The organism is Clostridium homopropionicum DSM 5847, from assembly GCF_001263795.1.
GTDB lineage: Bacteria > Bacillota > Clostridia > Clostridiales > Clostridiaceae > Clostridium_H > Clostridium_H homopropionicum.
On sequence record NZ_LHUR01000012.1, the window covers coordinates 23,537 to 41,232 of the forward strand.

At 31.5% G+C, this 17,696-nt stretch carries 12 protein-coding genes; 1 reads left to right on the forward strand and 11 read right to left on the reverse strand.

The genetic code is table 11. The annotated features are described in order from the left end of the window. Positions 1-105 precede the first annotated feature (105 nt). Positions 106-669, reverse strand: a complete 564-nt coding sequence (locus CLHOM_RS03635; RefSeq protein ID WP_052220331.1) for a sigma-70 family RNA polymerase sigma factor — start codon at positions 667-669, stop codon at positions 106-108. A 235-nt stretch (positions 670-904) separates the two neighbouring features. Beyond that, complete coding sequence (locus CLHOM_RS03640) at positions 905-1,276, reverse strand: hypothetical protein (protein ID WP_052220332.1); 372 nt, start codon at positions 1,274-1,276, stop codon at positions 905-907. Positions 1,277-1,459: 183 nt separating this feature from the next. Here CLHOM_RS03640 and CLHOM_RS03645 point away from each other — a divergent pair, with 183 nt between their 5' ends. After that, positions 1,460-2,164 carry a Fic family protein gene (locus CLHOM_RS03645; RefSeq protein WP_052220333.1) on the forward strand — a complete coding sequence of 235 codons (705 nt, stop codon included), beginning with the start codon at positions 1,460-1,462 and terminating at the stop codon, positions 2,162-2,164. Positions 2,165-2,241: 77 nt separating this feature from the next. Here the strand turns inward: CLHOM_RS03645 and mgsA are convergent, their stop codons facing one another. The 9 genes from mgsA to CLHOM_RS03690 all read right to left on the reverse strand — a co-directional run bounded on the left by mgsA (position 2,242) and on the right by CLHOM_RS03690 (position 17,084). After that, on the reverse strand, positions 2,242-2,616 hold the full coding sequence (gene mgsA / locus CLHOM_RS03650) for a methylglyoxal synthase (protein WP_052220334.1): 375 nt from the start codon (positions 2,614-2,616) through the stop codon (positions 2,242-2,244). Positions 2,617-3,054: 438 nt separating this feature from the next. Beyond that, complete coding sequence (locus CLHOM_RS03655) at positions 3,055-5,262, reverse strand: S-layer homology domain-containing protein (protein ID WP_052220335.1); 2,208 nt, start codon at positions 5,260-5,262, stop codon at positions 3,055-3,057. Positions 5,263-5,280: 18 nt separating this feature from the next. Then, on the reverse strand, positions 5,281-6,459 hold the full coding sequence (locus tag CLHOM_RS03660; protein WP_052220336.1) for an ABC transporter permease: 1,179 nt from the start codon (positions 6,457-6,459) through the stop codon (positions 5,281-5,283). Further along, the gene (locus CLHOM_RS03665; protein ID WP_052220337.1) at positions 6,459-7,136 is read right to left on the reverse strand and encodes an ABC transporter ATP-binding protein; all 678 of its coding nucleotides are present in this window, start codon (positions 7,134-7,136) and stop codon (positions 6,459-6,461) included. Before CLHOM_RS03665 ends, CLHOM_RS03660 begins: the two co-directional genes overlap by 1 nt. Beyond that, complete coding sequence (locus CLHOM_RS03670) at positions 7,136-9,088, reverse strand: efflux RND transporter periplasmic adaptor subunit (RefSeq protein WP_052220338.1); 1,953 nt, start codon at positions 9,086-9,088, stop codon at positions 7,136-7,138. Before CLHOM_RS03670 ends, CLHOM_RS03665 begins: the two co-directional genes overlap by 1 nt. 33 nt (positions 9,089-9,121) lie before the next feature. Continuing rightward, positions 9,122-10,480 carry a sigma-54-dependent transcriptional regulator gene (locus CLHOM_RS03675; RefSeq protein WP_341376365.1) on the reverse strand — a complete coding sequence of 453 codons (1,359 nt, stop codon included), beginning with the start codon at positions 10,478-10,480 and terminating at the stop codon, positions 9,122-9,124. Then, positions 10,464-11,963, reverse strand: coding sequence for a two-component system sensor histidine kinase NtrB (locus CLHOM_RS03680; protein ID WP_052220340.1), 1,500 nt, complete (start codon positions 11,961-11,963; stop codon positions 10,464-10,466). Before CLHOM_RS03680 ends, CLHOM_RS03675 begins: the two co-directional genes overlap by 17 nt. 398 nt (positions 11,964-12,361) lie before the next feature. Further along, positions 12,362-15,853, reverse strand: a complete 3,492-nt coding sequence (locus CLHOM_RS03685; protein ID WP_052220341.1) for a beta strand repeat-containing protein — start codon at positions 15,851-15,853, stop codon at positions 12,362-12,364. A 67-nt stretch (positions 15,854-15,920) separates the two neighbouring features. Continuing rightward, the gene (locus CLHOM_RS03690) at positions 15,921-17,084 is read right to left on the reverse strand and encodes a hypothetical protein (RefSeq protein ID WP_052220342.1); all 1,164 of its coding nucleotides are present in this window, start codon (positions 17,082-17,084) and stop codon (positions 15,921-15,923) included. Between the last annotated feature and the right edge of the window lie 612 nt (positions 17,085-17,696).

Sequence of the window (17,696 nt, forward strand, 5' to 3'; positions counted from 1 at the left end):
GTATAGCATTACTGGTCAAATTTGAAAATAGCAACCATAATTTACATAACAATTTTTTTACATTTAATATTAATAATTGTAAACTTTTTGTAACCTTTTGTTGTATTAATCTTTATTAAATAGAAAATTCAATAATTCTAAGAGCTTTTTTCTTCTTTTTTGCATAGTTACATATTTAATCCCTTTAATCCTACTATATTCTTTTAGAGCACCATGTCCTCCTCCATAGGAGAAAGTTAAAAGATCCAATTGTTCTTTTGAAAGTCCTTTTAATATTTTTTTAAGCTTCTCTTTTTGCTCTTTTTTTAATATTACTTCCTCAATACCATCTTCTCTATTGCTATTGTTAAAATACTCCCCTTCTTCAACAAGCTTTTCATAGCTATCATCAAAATTTCCTTTACTAACCTTTCTAATCTCATAAAAATAATTATTTCTAATAGCATTAGTAACATAGGCAACAAAGCTAGTGTTACTAGTTAAGTTGTAGCTTTCTACAGCTTTAATTATTGTAAGATACCCCATTTGAATCAAGTCATTTCTATCGTAACCTTTAATGTATATATTTCCAACCATCTTTAGTATAAAAGGTGTAAACTTTTCTATAATCTCACTCATTGCTGCTTCATCCTTGGACTTTGCTTTTTTAACTAAGGTAATTAAATCCATTCTTTAATCCTCCCATCTAATTTGTCATAAATTGATTATACTAGAACATATGTTCTATGTAAAGATGTTTTTGTAATTTTATCCAAAATTTGTTTACATCTATTGCTTTTAATCACAATTATTTAGTTAGAGCATGAAATTAAATTCAACAAAAAAATAACTATACATAATAATACATATGCATATAGCTTCAAATATGTATCATTGTGTATAGTTTTTGTTTTATATTTAGATTTTAATTTGTTATCAGCTCATCTATACCAGTAATTATTCCTTCTATACGAGCAACTTTCAAATTAAGATTATCTATTTCTGCAGTTTTTACCTTGTTACTATGCTCAATAGCTTTTACAAGTTCAAATATTTCATCTTGCCTTATCTCCATTAGTTCCTGTCTTTTTATTATGCTATTTTGAGCAACTTGCATTCTATCAATAGAACTTTCCGTAGCATCTATAGATTTCTGCATGTTATTCTGAGCCTTTTGCATACTATCTATATTTTTTTGCATACTATACATATCTTTTTGCATACCATCTTGATTTTTTTCTATAGTATCCAATTTATTTAATATGATTTCAAATATTTGTTTAGTTTCCTTATCCATAATTAAGCACCACCATTAATTCTATTAGTAAGAAAATTATAGCATTACAGTTTTTCTTTATCAACGTACAAAACTTGCCATACTTTAACTATTATTATATTTGAATGGTTTCGTGAAACACTATATAATATATTTATAATATTTTATCTATTAAAAAATAATTTATGGAGTGTGATTTTAATAATGCTATTCAATAGGAGCAAATCTTATGATGATATAATCCCTGCATTAGATGTGAAAAAATTAATAATGCTGGTTAAAAAATTATTACCTGATGTTGTATTTAATATGGCTAGTTTAGAAGGAAATCCATTTACTTATCCTGAAGTACAAACACTACTTGACGGAATAACTATTGGAGGACACAAAGTAAGTGATGAACAACAGATCTTTAGTATACGAAATGCTTGGAATTATTTATTTGATTTAGTCTATAAAAATGATTTATCTTTAGATACCTCTTCTCTTTATTCTATATTCAATAAATTTAATAATATAGTTGCAAAAGATGAAGCCTTAATTAGTGGTATTTTTAGGACTGGTCAGGTTAGGATAGCCGGCACAGATTTTATTCCTCCAAGAGCTGAAGAGCTGGAAAGTATCTTTAAAAATGAATTACCTCAATTAATTGAAAGATGTAAGAGTAAAACTGAATTAGCTTTTGAAATATTTTTATGGGGAGCGTTAAACCAATTTTATTACGATGGTAATAAAAGAACTTCTAGGCTTGTATCTAATATGATTTTAATATTGAATGGTCAAGGCATATTTAATATTAAAGCAAAGGACAGATTGCAGTTTAATACTTTAATGCTTGAATTCTACAATACAAGAAAAGCTGATAATATCTTTGAATTTTTACATAGTAATTGTTTGGAAATATATTAACATCTTGTAAAATAAAAAATGTATGGAATCAAACGTACCATGTCTGTTTTCATACATTTTCTCTACTATTATTAATATTATTCAGCCTTCCCATCTATGGCTTTAATAAATATTTCTGCTGATCCAAGGTTTGTAGCTAAAGGTCTATTATGAACATCACATATTCTAAGCAATGCTGATACATCCGGTTCGTGAGGTTGTGCTGTTAAGGTATCTCTTAGGAAGATAACCATATCAATTTCTCCTTCTGCAACCTTAGCTCCTATTTGCTGATCTCCGCCTAGTGGACCAGATAAAAATCTATTAACCTTTAATCCAGTAGTTTCATTTATAAGCTTTCCTGTTGTTCCAGTTCCAAATAACTCATGGTTACTTAGAACTTCTCTATGCTTAATCACAAATTCCATCATTTCATCTTTTTTATTATCGTGAGCTATTAAAGCTATTTTCATTTTTTATCCCCCCGAAAATTTATTAGTGATATTTATTCTCTATATTTTTATAAAGTCTTGAGTCCATAGTATCCAATTTTCCAATTATTAAATCAAACATTTGCTTCGTATCTTTGTCCATGATATATAACCACCATTTATTTTTGTGAGTAAGAAAATTATAGCATTTTAGATTATGCTTATCAATATACAAAGTTTTCCTTTAGTCGGTAGGAAACTGCTGAAAAAATGGGTTCTTTCCTACGCGACTATGTCATAAATAAAAAAATCCTCCAGTAATAATATCTGCTAAAATTAGTATAACAGATATTATTACTGGAGTTTTACTTATTTTTATGCATTATTTCGTATGTTTATTATATAATTATTGATTTTCGGCAGTTTCCCTGGTACCCTTGTCATAGAAGTACGACCAAGTTTTCTCTAAATGATTTATAATTAATACTCAATATCAACTACCTTACCATCTACACCTATTAGTAAACTTACATATTTGCCAGTGTAACAGTTATTTAGCTTTACCTTACTAAAATATGGGCTGAATTTATAAATTTGATTATCGATTGTTATACTTGTAGCATTAATTTTATTAGGTGAAAAAGCTTTAATAGTTCCACTAACAGCTTGATGTTTTGCATAAATATAGCAATTTCTATTCCAAATATCTGATACGAAATAAATCACATCATTCTCACATATGTCGTCTAAATCTGTAGTATAAGTTTCATTTCTATAAATGTATTGATATGAACTGTTTTCTATTTCACTCCAAAGTTCAGTGCCTTTCCCAACAAAAATTTGAGGTGCACTAAAGCAAGGATCAATAATTACAGCATATTCATAATCCTTGTTATTACTACTCTTCGATAATATTATTGATGAAAAATTATTAATTGAGGCTAGCGCATCTTCATACCCTATCTTTTCCCCATGATAATAATACACCGAAGCCTTTGGTAGCTCTTTATTAGTAATTAAACCGCTACTATCTTCTATATTCATACGCAAACCATACTTTTCTGTAACAACATAATTATCAGTTATATTTTCTTTCTTTTCAATTTTAGTAATGGTATTATCACTTATATATAATTCATACTTTGCTCCAATATCTAAAGAGCCTAAATTATCTGTATAAGTAAAGGTTCCTTTATCAGTCAAAACTTCATTATCACTTAAATTATCATTAGTTTTAGAATTGCCAAGTATTAAGCATTCAAGTAAGCTACCTGTTTTATTATCAATTTTTTTTATATCTTCTATCTTACCATCATATCCCAAAATAAGCGCTACTAAATCTCCCTTTCCAAAAGAAGAAAGTTTAGTAATATTCATACTATTACTATAATAGTAGCTTTTCGAATCTAGTTGAATGCCATTTGTACTATATACATCTGTAAGAAAATTAGTAATATTACCTTCTACATAATTTTCTACAACTAGTATATATTTATTTTTTCCATTTATATCGGTAACTGAATAAACTACATCTCTCTCTGTAATATCACTAGTAGAAATTGCTCTGCCACTCTTTATAATTTTAGTATTAGAATCAAAGGTTATATCTCCAATTTTATTTGATTTTGGATCATAATTTAATGCCAACTGAGGTTTACTGTAAACTGGATCCGTAATCACAGCATAATTATTTGTTGAGTTATTATTAGAATAAAACATTATTGTCATATCAGTTACTATAAAGCTGCTTAAATTTTCATATTTTTCTTTTGTACCATGATAATAGTAGTCAATACTAGAAGGCAAAGTCATACTTTTTTCTATACTGTCTTTATTATAGTAAACAACATTTCCTATCATATTCTTTACAGTAATAGACTCTGTTCCATTTGTTATTCCATAGACCTTAGTAATTTCTTCATTTTCTATTCTAACCCTATAGGTAGCTCCAACTTGAAGTTTTGTATTACTATCCGTTACATATAAAACCCCTTTATCTGTTAACACTTCATTTTCTGCTAAACTGCTGGCTGTATCCGAATTATCATATATAATGCAATCTGAATAAATATTGGTTGAATCTAAAAAAGTAACTTTTTCACTACCATTTCCGTTCTGGCTCTTAATTTCTGTATTTAAAAACCTGTCAAACATCAATGCCGCATTTCTTATGGTAACTTTATCATTTTTCTTAAAGGTTAAATTGCTTGTTATTCTTAAATTTGAAGCCTTGCTTATAAAATTTGATGGCCATGTACCAGTTAAATCACTTTCGGAATAGCCTAACAATTTTACTAATACTGTTGTAATCTCTGAATAAGTCACTGCAGCTTCTGCATGGAACTTTCCATCTGCCATACCAGTTATTAATTGCTTATTCATAAGTACATTAACATAACCGCTTTGTTCACTATTTGCAGTTATATCTGGAAATACTGTAGAACCTTCCATTGCACTTGCTGTATCTATTAAGTTATCAACAACTACTATAGCTTTAGCAAATTGTCCTCTTGTAAATATTTTTGTATCATCACTTATTGAGTTATCCAAAACCCCCAGCTGCTTCATTCTTGAAACTGCACCTGAATAATCCACAGAATCTGTAGCAAAGGCAACTCCTGGACTAATTGAACTAATAAGCAGGCCAAACATTAAGAAAATACTGAAGAATAACTTTACAAATTTCATTTTTTACCCTCCCTTTTACTATTCGTACATTAATGCATCTATTGGATTTAATTTTGCCGCTTTTCTTGCTGGATAAATTCCAAATACAACTCCAACTAATAGTGAGAATCCAAAGGAAATTAATATCCAAGTAAGTGAATATGATTCAGGAACTAAATTAAGTCCTCCTATAACAAATTTAATTATAGCAAGTCCTAATAATATTCCAATTATTCCACCCATACCTGTAACCATGAGAGCTTCAATTAAAAATTGAATTAGTATATTTCTCTTTTTAGCTCCTATGGCCTTTCTTATGCCGATTTCTCTAGTTCTTTCCGTTACTGAAACCAGCATTATATTCATGATGCCTATACCTCCCACAATAAGTGAAATTGTTGCAATACCACCTAAAATAAGCATCATGGAATCGGTAATTGAGCTTAAGGTTGAAAGCATTTGAGCTGCACTCATTACGCTGTAAGAATTTTCATTCTTATATTTTGTATATAGGAATTCTTTAAGTTTAGTAACAGCTTGATCAACCTTATCTTCACTAGAAGTAAGCACTGAAAAATTACTGATTCTCGATTGGCTTGTAAGCTTAGTGGCTGCCGTTACTGGTATGATTATTTTGTCATCATCACCGCTATCTTGTCCATTATCAATTTGCTCTAAAACCCCGACTATCTTAAATATACTTCCGTTAATTTTTATAGTTTGTCCGATTGCATTTTCACCTTTAAATAAATCATTAACTACTGCAGTTCCCACTAATGCAGTTTTTAGGTTATAATCAATATCTAATTGTGATATAAATCTTCCGCTAGATATATGTCTGCTTTTTATAGTTTCGTATTCAGGACTTGTACCTATAATGGAAGTACTTCTTGATTTATTACCATTCTTGGCAGTAACACTGCTAGTAACCGTTGGAGCGATTGAAGCAATTAAATCTGAGTTTTCTTCTTTAAACTTGTTAAGTTCTTCATAAGTAACCGTTCTGTTGCTGCCTCTATCCCTTAAATTAATTGTGACAAGGTTAGTACCTAAGCTTTGAATAGAACTTGTAACATTTTTTGTACTTCCTTGGGCAAAGGCTACTGCGGCTATAACTGCAGCAACTCCAATTATAACTCCCAGCATTGTAAGAAAGGATCTTCCTTTGTTACTTAAAATACTTTTTATTGCCATCTTATAGGCTTGAAGGAATCTCACTATACCACCTCCACGTCCTCTACTATTTCACCATCTTGAATTCTAATGATTCTATCCGCTTGCTGAGCTAGGCTATTATCGTGTGTAATTAACACTATAGTATTTCCTTTAGAATGTAGTTTTTTTAGGATACCCATTACTTCTATTCCAGTTTTACTATCTAAAGCTCCTGTAGGCTCATCTGCAAGTATTACTGGAGGATTTGTTACTAAAGCTCTTGCAATGGCAACCCTTTGTTGCTGCCCTCCTGACAATTCAAAGGGCCTGTGATGCATTCTCTCTTCTAGACCTACTCTTCTTAATGACTCAATTGCTCTTGTTCTAGCTTCTTTGGGACTTATGCCTTGATAAATTAGAGGAAGTTCAACATTTTCTATTGATGATAATTTTTGAATAAGATTAAATTTCTGAAAAATAAACCCTATTTTTTTATTTCTGATTTCCGCTAAATCATCGTCATCCAGTTGACTTACTTCTTTTCCATCTAGAATGTATGTTCCTGATGTAGGAGTATCAAGGCATCCTAGCATATTCATAAGTGTTGATTTACCTGAACCGGATGGACCAACTATTGAAACAAACTCATGAGCTTTTATGTTCAGATTTATTCCATTTAGTGCTGCAACCTTGTTATCTCCCATTGTATAAATCTTATACATATCAGATATTTGAATCATTAGTTTTTACCTCCTCCTGCACTTCCACTTGGAGGCCCTCCTTGTACACCGCCTCCCATTCCACCAAAGCCACCTATGCCACTTTGTGTTTTAGAGGAATTTGTACTAGATGAAGATTGTATTTGTGGTAAAATCACTGTATCTCTTTCATTTAATCCGCTTTTAATTTCTATATAACTATCATTGTATACTCCAACTTCTACCTCTTTAAGAACTGCATTTGCATAATAGTTGTTAGTTGAACTTGAAGAGGTTTTACTACTTGATGTTCTATTGCTGGAGCTTTGGCTGCTAGAAGAACTATTATTTCCGTTTGGATTCCATGATGTATTTCCATTTGATGAATTTGTATTTCTACGTTGTATATTGCTATTGGAACTGTTTCCAGATGCATTATTGCCACTAGCATTGCCTTTAACTTCACCGTTGCTATTTGCAGTATTTTCACTCTGTCCTTGAGGAATATTAGATTGTCCTTGAGTATTTGTTCCTGAACCTTGGGTACCATCTGATTTCACATATACGAAACTCTTATTATTAATCTTTTGTATTGCTTCAATAGGAACATATAGTACATCTGTTGTGTTACTTACTAGGATTTCGCCATTAGCATTCATTCCACTCTTAATTTTTTCATCTGTACCACTTATTTTAATTGTAACATTATAGGAAGTAACACCGTTGGTAGAAGTTCCCTCCATAGCAATTTTACTAACTGCCCCTTTCATTGGAGTAGTTGAAGTATCTGAAAATGCATCCAATGATACTGTAACCTCTTGTCCTACTTTTATTTGTGATACATCTAATTCGTCTATTGACACATTGAAAGCTAGTTGGCTAGTATCTGCTACTTTAGCAATTACGCCTCCTGCTTTGACGCTGTCTCCCACATTTATTGTCTGAGAAATAATACTTCCATCAAAAGGAGCATAAATTTTATAATACTCTAGCTTTTCTTGTGCTGTACTTACTTGCTTTTGAGAGTTTGCAATGTTCAATGATGCAGTTCTTATTGATTTTTCGACTTCATCACTTTGAAGCTTGACCATTGTTGTTCCCGATTTTACTTGTTGATGCTCCTTTACAGAAACACTCTCAACATTTCCTGATACCTTACTTGTAATGGTTGTTTTGTTTATATAGCTTAATTTTCCTGAGTCTATACTGGATATAGTCCCTTTTGTTGTACTAATATCAGCACTTGCAACCATATTTTCTGTTAATGCTCCAGGATTGCTTATTTGAATTTCAACATTATAAAGAAGTGTTCCATTTGAAGAAACTGCTGGCTGACTGCTTACATATGTTACAGTTCCCTTGACTACCTGCATAAGAGAAGCTATATTAACATCGGCAGCTGTACCAGTTTTAATTAGTTTTACATCTGCTGCATTAAAAGGTAAAGTAACCTTAAGTTTTGATGTATCAGTGATTGTTAGAATTGCAGCACCTTTATTTACAGTGTCACCACTACTAACTGATATTCCTGTTACTTGCCCGCTAAAAGGTGCTTTTATAGTAAGGTTCTCTAAATCCTCGTAGGCTGAGTTATTTGATAGTTCTGTCTGAGCTAGACTGCTTGACGCATCTTGCACTTTACTCTGCTGATCACTATCATCTAGTTCAGCTAACAGGTCTCCCGCTTTTACCTTATCCCCTTCTTTAAAATACACTTTTTTTACTATGCCATCTACCTTTGAAACAGTTTCTTGACTTTGTACATAATAAACTGCACCAGAACCGCTTACTGTGACTTTGATATCTCCTTTTTTTACATTTGCTGTTCTCTGCACAGTAGTTGAATTAGAGGAAAGTTTCTTTTGGACATAACTTGAATTATATATAATTAGTCCAATAATTGCTACCAGTAATACCCCAATTATTATTTTCACTGGTTTCTTAGATAGAAATTTTTTAAAACCGATTTTTTTTGCTTTAGCAACGCTTTCCAAGATTTATCACCTTCCACATTATTATTTTTTATACTAATTTATTAAATATTTTTGCATACGATAAATAAGTGCTGATCTAGTTATTCCAAGCAATTGTGCAGCTTTACTTTGGTTATTTTTGCTCATACTTAAAGCTTTAATAATTAACTCTCTCTCAACTTCTTCTAAGCTTATGCCTTCTTCTGGAAAATAGATTATTGGCTCCTTTGCTTTTTTCCTTTGATCAAGGATTTCTATAGGCAGCTCTGTGGATTTAATATATGGCTCATTTGACAGTATTACAATTCTTTCAATTACATTTTCTAACTCCCTTATGTTCCCTGGCCAATGATAATTTCTAATCATCTTCAAAGCCTCTGATGAAATTCCTTTTATTTTATTGTGCATATCATATTTTCTGATAAATAAATCTACAAGATCACTTATATCTTCTTTTCTCTCTCTTAAAGGTGGTATTTCAATTGGAATTACATTTAATTTATAATATAATTCCTCCCTAAATGTTCCATTTGACACAGCTTCTTTAAGATCTTTATTTGATGCTGCAATAACTCTTACATCAACTTTTATATTTTCCTTTTCTCCAACTCTTTGGATTTCTTTTTCCTCAAGTACTCTTAAAAGCTTAAGCTGCATATTAAGGCTCATTTCTTCTATATCATCTAAAAATATTGTACCTTTATTTGCCAATTCAAATTTGCCAAGCCTCTTTTCCTCATAATTTCTTAGAGAATCTTTTTCATAGCCAAAAAGCTCTTCTTCTGCCTTCTCATCAGAAATAGCTCCACAATTGAAGGTTATAAATGGACCATTTTGTCTATTGCTTAACTGATGTAGCCTTCGTGCAATTACTTTCTTTCCAGTTCCATTTTCTCCTGTTATTAATACTGCTGCCTCTGCTTTTCCTATCTGTTCCATAGCTTTATAAATCAAATTGAGCTTTTCATTTTTACTATGAAATTCTTCACTACTTATTTTCTTTGCTTCTTCATCTCTTAAATATTTAACCTCACCTTTAAGTCTCCCTATTTCCATAGCTTTCTCAGCTTGAATCATCAATTCATCCACATCAAAAGGTTTTGTTATGTAATCAAATGCACCTCTTTTCATGCTCTCTATAGCTGTATCAATACTTCCATGGGCAGTAATTATTATAACTATTATATCTTTCTGTATTTTTTTCAGTTCTTCTAGTACCTTCATCCCATCCATATCCGGCAATCTTAAATCTAAGAATACTAAATCAAAATTCTTTTTATGAACCTCTAGAATACCTGATTTACCATCTAAAGCTGTTAAAACTTCATTATCAGTGTTTTCAAAAGTCTTCTGAATAATCCAGCCTATATATTCTTCATCATCAATTACCAATATTCTACCCAATGTTTTCACCTTCCTTTTTGTAGATAGGTATTTTAATAATAAATTTCGAGCCTTCTCCTTTTTTACTAATAACTTCTATGGCACCTCCATGCAGCTGTATTATTCCGTTGCTTATGGAAAGTCCTAGTCCAGTTCCACTTGCTTTTGTTGTATAATATGGATTAAATATATTTTTTATTTGTTCATCGTCCATTCCCGTTCCATTATCCTCAAAACTAGTTATAATAAATCCATTCTCCTCTTTAGTTACTATTTTTAATGTACCGCCATTTTCCATAGCTTCACAGGCATTTATAATTATATTTACAAATACCTGCTTGATTTTGTCGCAATCAATATTCACTAGTGACATTTTTTCTTCAAGTTCATTTATAATCTTCACATTCTTATCTTGAATGTACTTATTTGTAAAGGAGAGAACACTTTTAATGAGCATATTTATATTCATTTCTATTAACATCTGTTTCGATGGTCTAGCATAATCTAAAAGTTCCTGAATTACTTTGCTTTCTCTATCCGATTGTTCCTTAACTATTTTTATGTATTCAGTTAGTCTTGTATCATTCTTAAAATCTCTTTCCATAAGTTGAACTGTACCTCTTATAATTCCAAGAGGATTCCTTATTTCATGAGCTACTCCAGATATCATTTGTCCAAGGGAGGCTAATTTTTCTGCTCTTGCTAATTGTTCTTCTAATTTTTCTTTTTTCAGAAGATCTTGTGCCATTGCATTTATGGAATCTGCAACGCTGCCTATATCTCCCCCCATTGACTCAATTCTATAGGATAGGTCTGTTGACATAGTTTCAAGAGCATACTTTATTTTCTTTATGTTGTTATTCAAATTTTTTATAATAGCAATTAGCAATAGTACACTTATTAATAATCCTAAAGGAACTATTAAAATTAATGAAATAAATATATTTCTTGCTGTCTTAAGCTCTGGGGGCATAAGAGTATCGCTCCAAGCTACTGCAATAACCTTCTCATCTACACTAAGAGGATGAAAATACCTTTGAATTTCTCTTTCATTGTAACTTATGTATTCCGCCTTATCACTCTTCGTCTCTTGAACATTCTTTAAACTGCTTTCTATATTATTATCTATGTATGTAAAATTTATTTCCTCTGCTTTTTTATTGCCTCTTTTGTCCAAGAGCTTTCCATAGGTATAAATCTTTTTATCCTCTGAATAATATATGCCTATTCTAGTATCACGTACAATCTTTGAAAGAGGTTCTAGAAATGCAGCCACAGCTTTCTCGTTGCTACTTTCATTTTTAATGTTTCCAATTTTTGTCTTGTCTATAGTCTCATCAATATAATTTAGCAGATTTCTTGATTTATCTTCCTGCATTACCCTTACGGCGTCACTCATTCTCGCTGGTACTAATATGTTCCATATTAATACTGCTGTGGGTACGCTTAGGGCTATAAATAATACTAGGGCTATTTGAAATTTTAAATCTTTATTTAAAATCCATTTAAGCATAGATTCCTCCATCATGTTTTTAATTTAAAAGATTTTAATTGGTAATATTATCATTATATTTTACTAATTATAAAAATTATATAATAAAAAAATGTATGAAAGCAAACAACAGGTGTCTGTTTTCATACATTTAATCTTTCAAACTTCATTTTGTTCTTCGCTATGTAGAATTTTTTTAATTTCCAATTAAAATATAAGCTTTATGTTTCTTCCCCAATAATTTCAAATGACAGATTTGTCATTTGAGTATTTCGTAGCAGATTAAATTTTTGAAGAAAAATGAGAAGGATAACCACTTGGGCTATCCTTCTCATTTTTCATAATTATTTATCCGAACATTTTGTGTAGCGCCTAACTCCCTTAGTAGGGAGTGAAGTTATTTAGTATTATAATTTATACTATTTAACAACAGCTGCGCCTGTTCCACAAGCTGATGTTCCTCCTGAAGTTTGATATAATGCAGCAGCTTTTGCAGCTATTGTTGTAACATTTGGAACTATAACTGAGTTTGTAGTATCTACTACAAATGTTACAGTATTTCCACTAACAATACCATTTGCTCCAACTATAACAAGATTTCCACCAGTAATTGTATAGTTAGCTAGAAGTCCAGCAGTTCCTGCATCAACTGGTCTATCAAATGTAACTACTAAAGTCTTGTTAGTAGAATCATATTTTGCTGATTGTACACCAACTGTAGATGTTGCATCAGTTAAGGCATTAGTCTTAAATGTTTGAGTAGTAACAGCAAGTGCATTTGTATTTAATTGAACTCCATCTACTGTTAATGTGTTATTAACAGTTAATTGATAGTTTGTGCTTGCTGCTAAAGCAGTATCAGGATACAATACTACTGACTTAGAATCTGTGCTAAGTACAGGTTTTACTGTTATAACTGCGTCTCCAGCATTACCAAATACTCCGTTATTATCAGTGTCTTCAGTTAAAGTATAAGTTCCGCTAACACCTGCTGCAGCTGCTGCTACACCATTAAATGTTAATGTAATAGCAGTATCTCTATTAACAGAATTATCATCTACTGCAGTGTAAGTTTTTACACTGTATGTTACTGTAGGTACAGTAGTTGCTGCTACAGTCTTAAATCTTACATTAATATCATCTGTTAATGGGTTACCAACATTATCTTTAACAACTGATTTCTTAATTGTTAATTTATATGCAGTATTGTTTGCAAGATTTGCTGCTGGAGTAAATTTAACTCCCTGTCCATCAGCATCAACTACTACAGCACCTTCAACTACTGTTCCATCAGAATCCTTAGTAAGAACAACTGATGTTGCATCTAAGCCTGTAAGAACTTCATTGAATTTTACATATATTGGAGAATTTACAAGTACTCCTACTTGATTTGTAATTAGAGCTTTTGTATCTCCAACTCCATCAAGTATTCCATCAGCACTCACTGCAGTATATACATAAGATTGAGTTGCAGTATTTGTATCTAAAACAGCTGAAACTGTAGTATCTACTGTAAAGTCAAATGTGTATGTTCCATCTTGAACATTGCCATTTGTATCTTTTAATCCAGTAAGTGTTAATTCGTACTTACCTTCAGTTATAGCTGCACCTGGTAATGTAAGTGTAAGTGTTGAGTAAGTTACTCCTGCTGGATTTTGGCCAACTAAAGTTAATCCTGCTGCATTTAATGTCAATTGAGCTCCTGTTGTTAAATTAACTAGTTTAGCATTTGCTGCTGGAACTGCTTGAGTACCTGCTGCATTAGCCATTGTAGCATCAAGTTGTTTTCCTACTTTAAATACTAATACTTGGTTATTAGCTAAATTTGTAACTCCTGAAGTAACTGCTGTACCAGCAAGTGAAGTTTTAGTAACTGCTGTTACTGCTGGTTTAACATTATCTTTTGCAGTTGTAAATACAACATCATAAGTTGAAGGAATTGAAGTATTTAATGTAGCACCTGCTGTTGTATTATTAGCATCTGTAATGTATGCAGCTGCAGTTGTAGTATTTCTAGCTGCAATTCTGATTCTGTAAGCTCTATTTGTAACTGTTGGTGTAACTGTTAAAGTCAAGTCTTTTCCATCTGTTGATAATTCAGTTCTATTTAATATACCTGCAGCATCTCCATCAACATTTGTAGTTAAATCAGTTATAGAAATAGGGTTAGTATTTCCAATTGCTGCACCTGTTATATTTGCAACTAATGCTTGGAATGCATCTGCATTTGTTGCTGATGCAACTGCTTCACTAAAGTGAATTACTATCTTATTAGCTACTCCTGATTGAACAGTATCTATACCATCAACTCCAAGAATTTGTGGTGCTGTAAGATCAGCTGTTTTAAAGTTTTGAGTAATTTCAGTTGCAACTGCAGTACCTGCTATTGTTTTTACTCCAGTTCCGATGTGTAATGTATAATTTGTTGCTTCTGTTAAGTCAGCAGCTGGAGTTATTCTAATTACACTATTAGCATTTCCTTCATCTTTATTGTAAGAAATTGTTACTGGGATTTTTTCTGTTTTATCTTTTTGTGTTAAATAAATGTTACTATCTATTACAGTTGCAGGATCAGCTTTTCCATTTAATGTTAAAACAAATCCAACACCTTGTTTGTAAGTAGTTCCATACATTCCGCTTGCAGTTTTTGGATATAATCTTGTAGCAGCAAGAGTTAAATCATCTCCAAGATCTTTTGCAGTTAATGCATTTAATGTTAACGCTGTATCATTAGCTACAAATTTAATTACATTGTTTGCTACTGGATCGCCAATTGCAGTTTTAACATTGTTAATTTCAACTTGATATTGGTGTCCTGTAGTTAATGCTGCAGTCCAAGTTAATCTGATTGCATTTCCGCCTATAACACTAGGAGTATATACAATGTAAGTTCCTAATGTCAAGTCTTTAACTCTTACATTTGAATTGTTTACTGTAGAAGCATCAAGAGTTGTATCGTAAGTAACTGTCATATAGTCATTAACTTGTAAATCATTCGCAGGTACATTACTATTTGTAAGCGCAGTAGTAACAGCTAATCCAGTATCAGTTGTAGTAATTCCATTTGCTGCAACTATTACTGATGAACTATCTGTTGTAAAGCTTACTTCTTTATTTGCTGCTAAAGCATTTCCAGCTTTATCTTTTAATCCTGTAGTTATTACTAATTTATATTTAGTTGCTTTAGTTAAATATGTTGCTGGTCTTGCAACTATTGTCTTGTTTGTTGTATCGTTTGTATCTAATCCTATTCCAGTTAATCCAACTTGTGTTGCTGCTCCAGTAGTTGCACTTATTGAATATAATTTAATATTAGCTGATGCTACTGTTGCAGGATCAACTTCTGTTCCAAGAACTACGCTGAATGTAGCATTTGCTTGAACATTTGTAGCACTATCTAATGCTACACTTTGACTATTAGTATTTATAGCACTTACAGATTGAACAGCTAATGCAGAAGTTACAGAAGTTGTAGGTTTAACTTCAGCTCCAGCTACAACTTTACCATTTGTTACTGTTGCTTGGTAAACTGTTGCAGGAAGAACTGTTTCTGTAGAACTTTCAGTGAAAGTGTCTAATGCAAAGTTTGTTCCAGCTAAAGCTGCATCTAATGCTGCTTTTTGAACTGCTGCTGCATCTACAAATCCTACTTTGTTATCATGGTAAGATACTATAGAACCTGCTGTTCTAGCTGCATCGAAATCTTTGTATAATTCTGCTCCAGCTTGACCTAAAGCATCGTTTACTACTGATGCCTTTAATGCATCTAAGTCATAATTTAAATATGATCCTGCTGCATTTTTTACTACTAATCCATCAACTGCAGCGAATACTGTTGAACCTACAGCTGTAGCTATTAATGTTCCGATAGCTGCTGTTGATAATACGCTAACTACTTTTTTATTAGCCATTTTTATATTCCCTCCTATTATTTAAGTTCTTTATAAAATTAAATATTAATTCCCTTAGTTATTATGACTATTGAACTACTACTTGAGCTTTAACTTGATCAACTGTTAAAGTACCATTTACTACTCCAATGAATACTTTTTCTCCAGCTGCATTTGTTCTTAATTCTAATGCAGTTGTTCCAACTTTAACTGTGTAGTTTTCTGGAGTTGTTGTAGTTAATTTAACTTGTACTAATGTTTGCATTGGAAGTTTAGTAGTATCTGCACTAGTTACTGTGAATGCAACTGTTTCTTTTGCAGTTGATTCAACCTTAACTGCTGCTTTAACTTGATCAGCTGTTAAAGTACCATTTACTACTCCGATGAATACTTTTTCTCCAGCTGCATTTGTTCTTAATTCTAATGCAGTTGTTCCAACAGAAACTTTGTAGTTTTCTGGAGTTGTTGTATCTAATTTAATTTGTACTAATGTTTGCATTGGAAGTTTAGTAGTGTCTGCATCTACAACTGTAGCTGCTGGTAATCCAGTAGAAGCTGTAACTGTAACTACTTTTAAAGTCCAGCCATCATAAAGATTTTTGCTGTCAGCTTTCTTTCCCCAAACATCTACTAAGTATTTGCCTGGTTTTGCAAATTTAAAATCATCTGCAGTAGCTGCAGCTGTTTCATAAGTTGCATCTATAGTCCAGCCTTTAGCTCTTTCAGCAACAGAAGGATCAAATACGTGAAGCTTGTATTGGTCAGCTCCAGTTATTGTTACAGCTTCTCCTACTGTATAAGTATCTTTTAATCCTAAATTGTCCATCTTTGCTCTTCCAGCAAAGTATCCATCTTTTTGGATTTTGAAGCTAGCTGTTGCATATGAATCATATTTAGCTGTGCTTCCTTCAGCTTTTACCCAAACTGAAGCTTTGTAGCTTCCTGCTGGTAAGTTGTTTACATTTGTAGGTATAAATGGATCTTTTCCATTAACTAATTCAGTATATCCTTTAGTTAATTCATACCATGCTTTTGTTGCAGTATTTTGAGCCCAAATTTGATATTGAACTTTTCCTGCATAATCTGATTGAAGAGCAAATGAGAAATCATCTCCTACTTCAGCCATTGTGATTGCTGGTGCTACATAAGTTACTTTAGGTGCCGCAACTGCTGCTGCAGCTGGTTTAACCATTCCTACTCCTGATGCAACTAAAACTGCTGCTAGAAGTAAACTCATCTTCTTTTTAATCACTTTTTGTTCCCTCCCATTTTATAAGATTTATATATTTTTTTAAAAATTTATAACTAAGTTAGTGAATAAATTATTTATATTTGGAAAGGATAAAAATAAGCAGTGTAAACATTATCTTCCCAAAATAAAAAATTTAAAGAATTATATTTATATTCTACAAAAACGCCCATTTCCCTCTTTATTAATTAAAGATTTCTAGGAATTGAACTGTTTTTCTATAATACCAAATATAATACAATATTTATTATATAGGTTTTTGTCCCATATATCAACAAAAAGTATAGATTTTATATATGGTAAATGTTACTTTTGTTGCTAAGTTTATCACCTGTTGGTGCAACTTTTTAATTCCCTAACACATTATCATATATTAATACGTTAATTTTTTATAAAAGTTTGCACTTATAAGAAATTTTTTTCATTTTTTTTGTTATCGAAATGATTTTATACTATTTTTAGGTAAATTGCAAGAGAACTATAATTAAATTTTATTATATTGCCACTATTTCCTATTTTTTCATGTAAATCTATTTCATGTATTTTGCACACTTTATATGATATTACTCATTTATGGTAAATATTCTAGTTCACAAGTAAACTCCCTAATCTTTC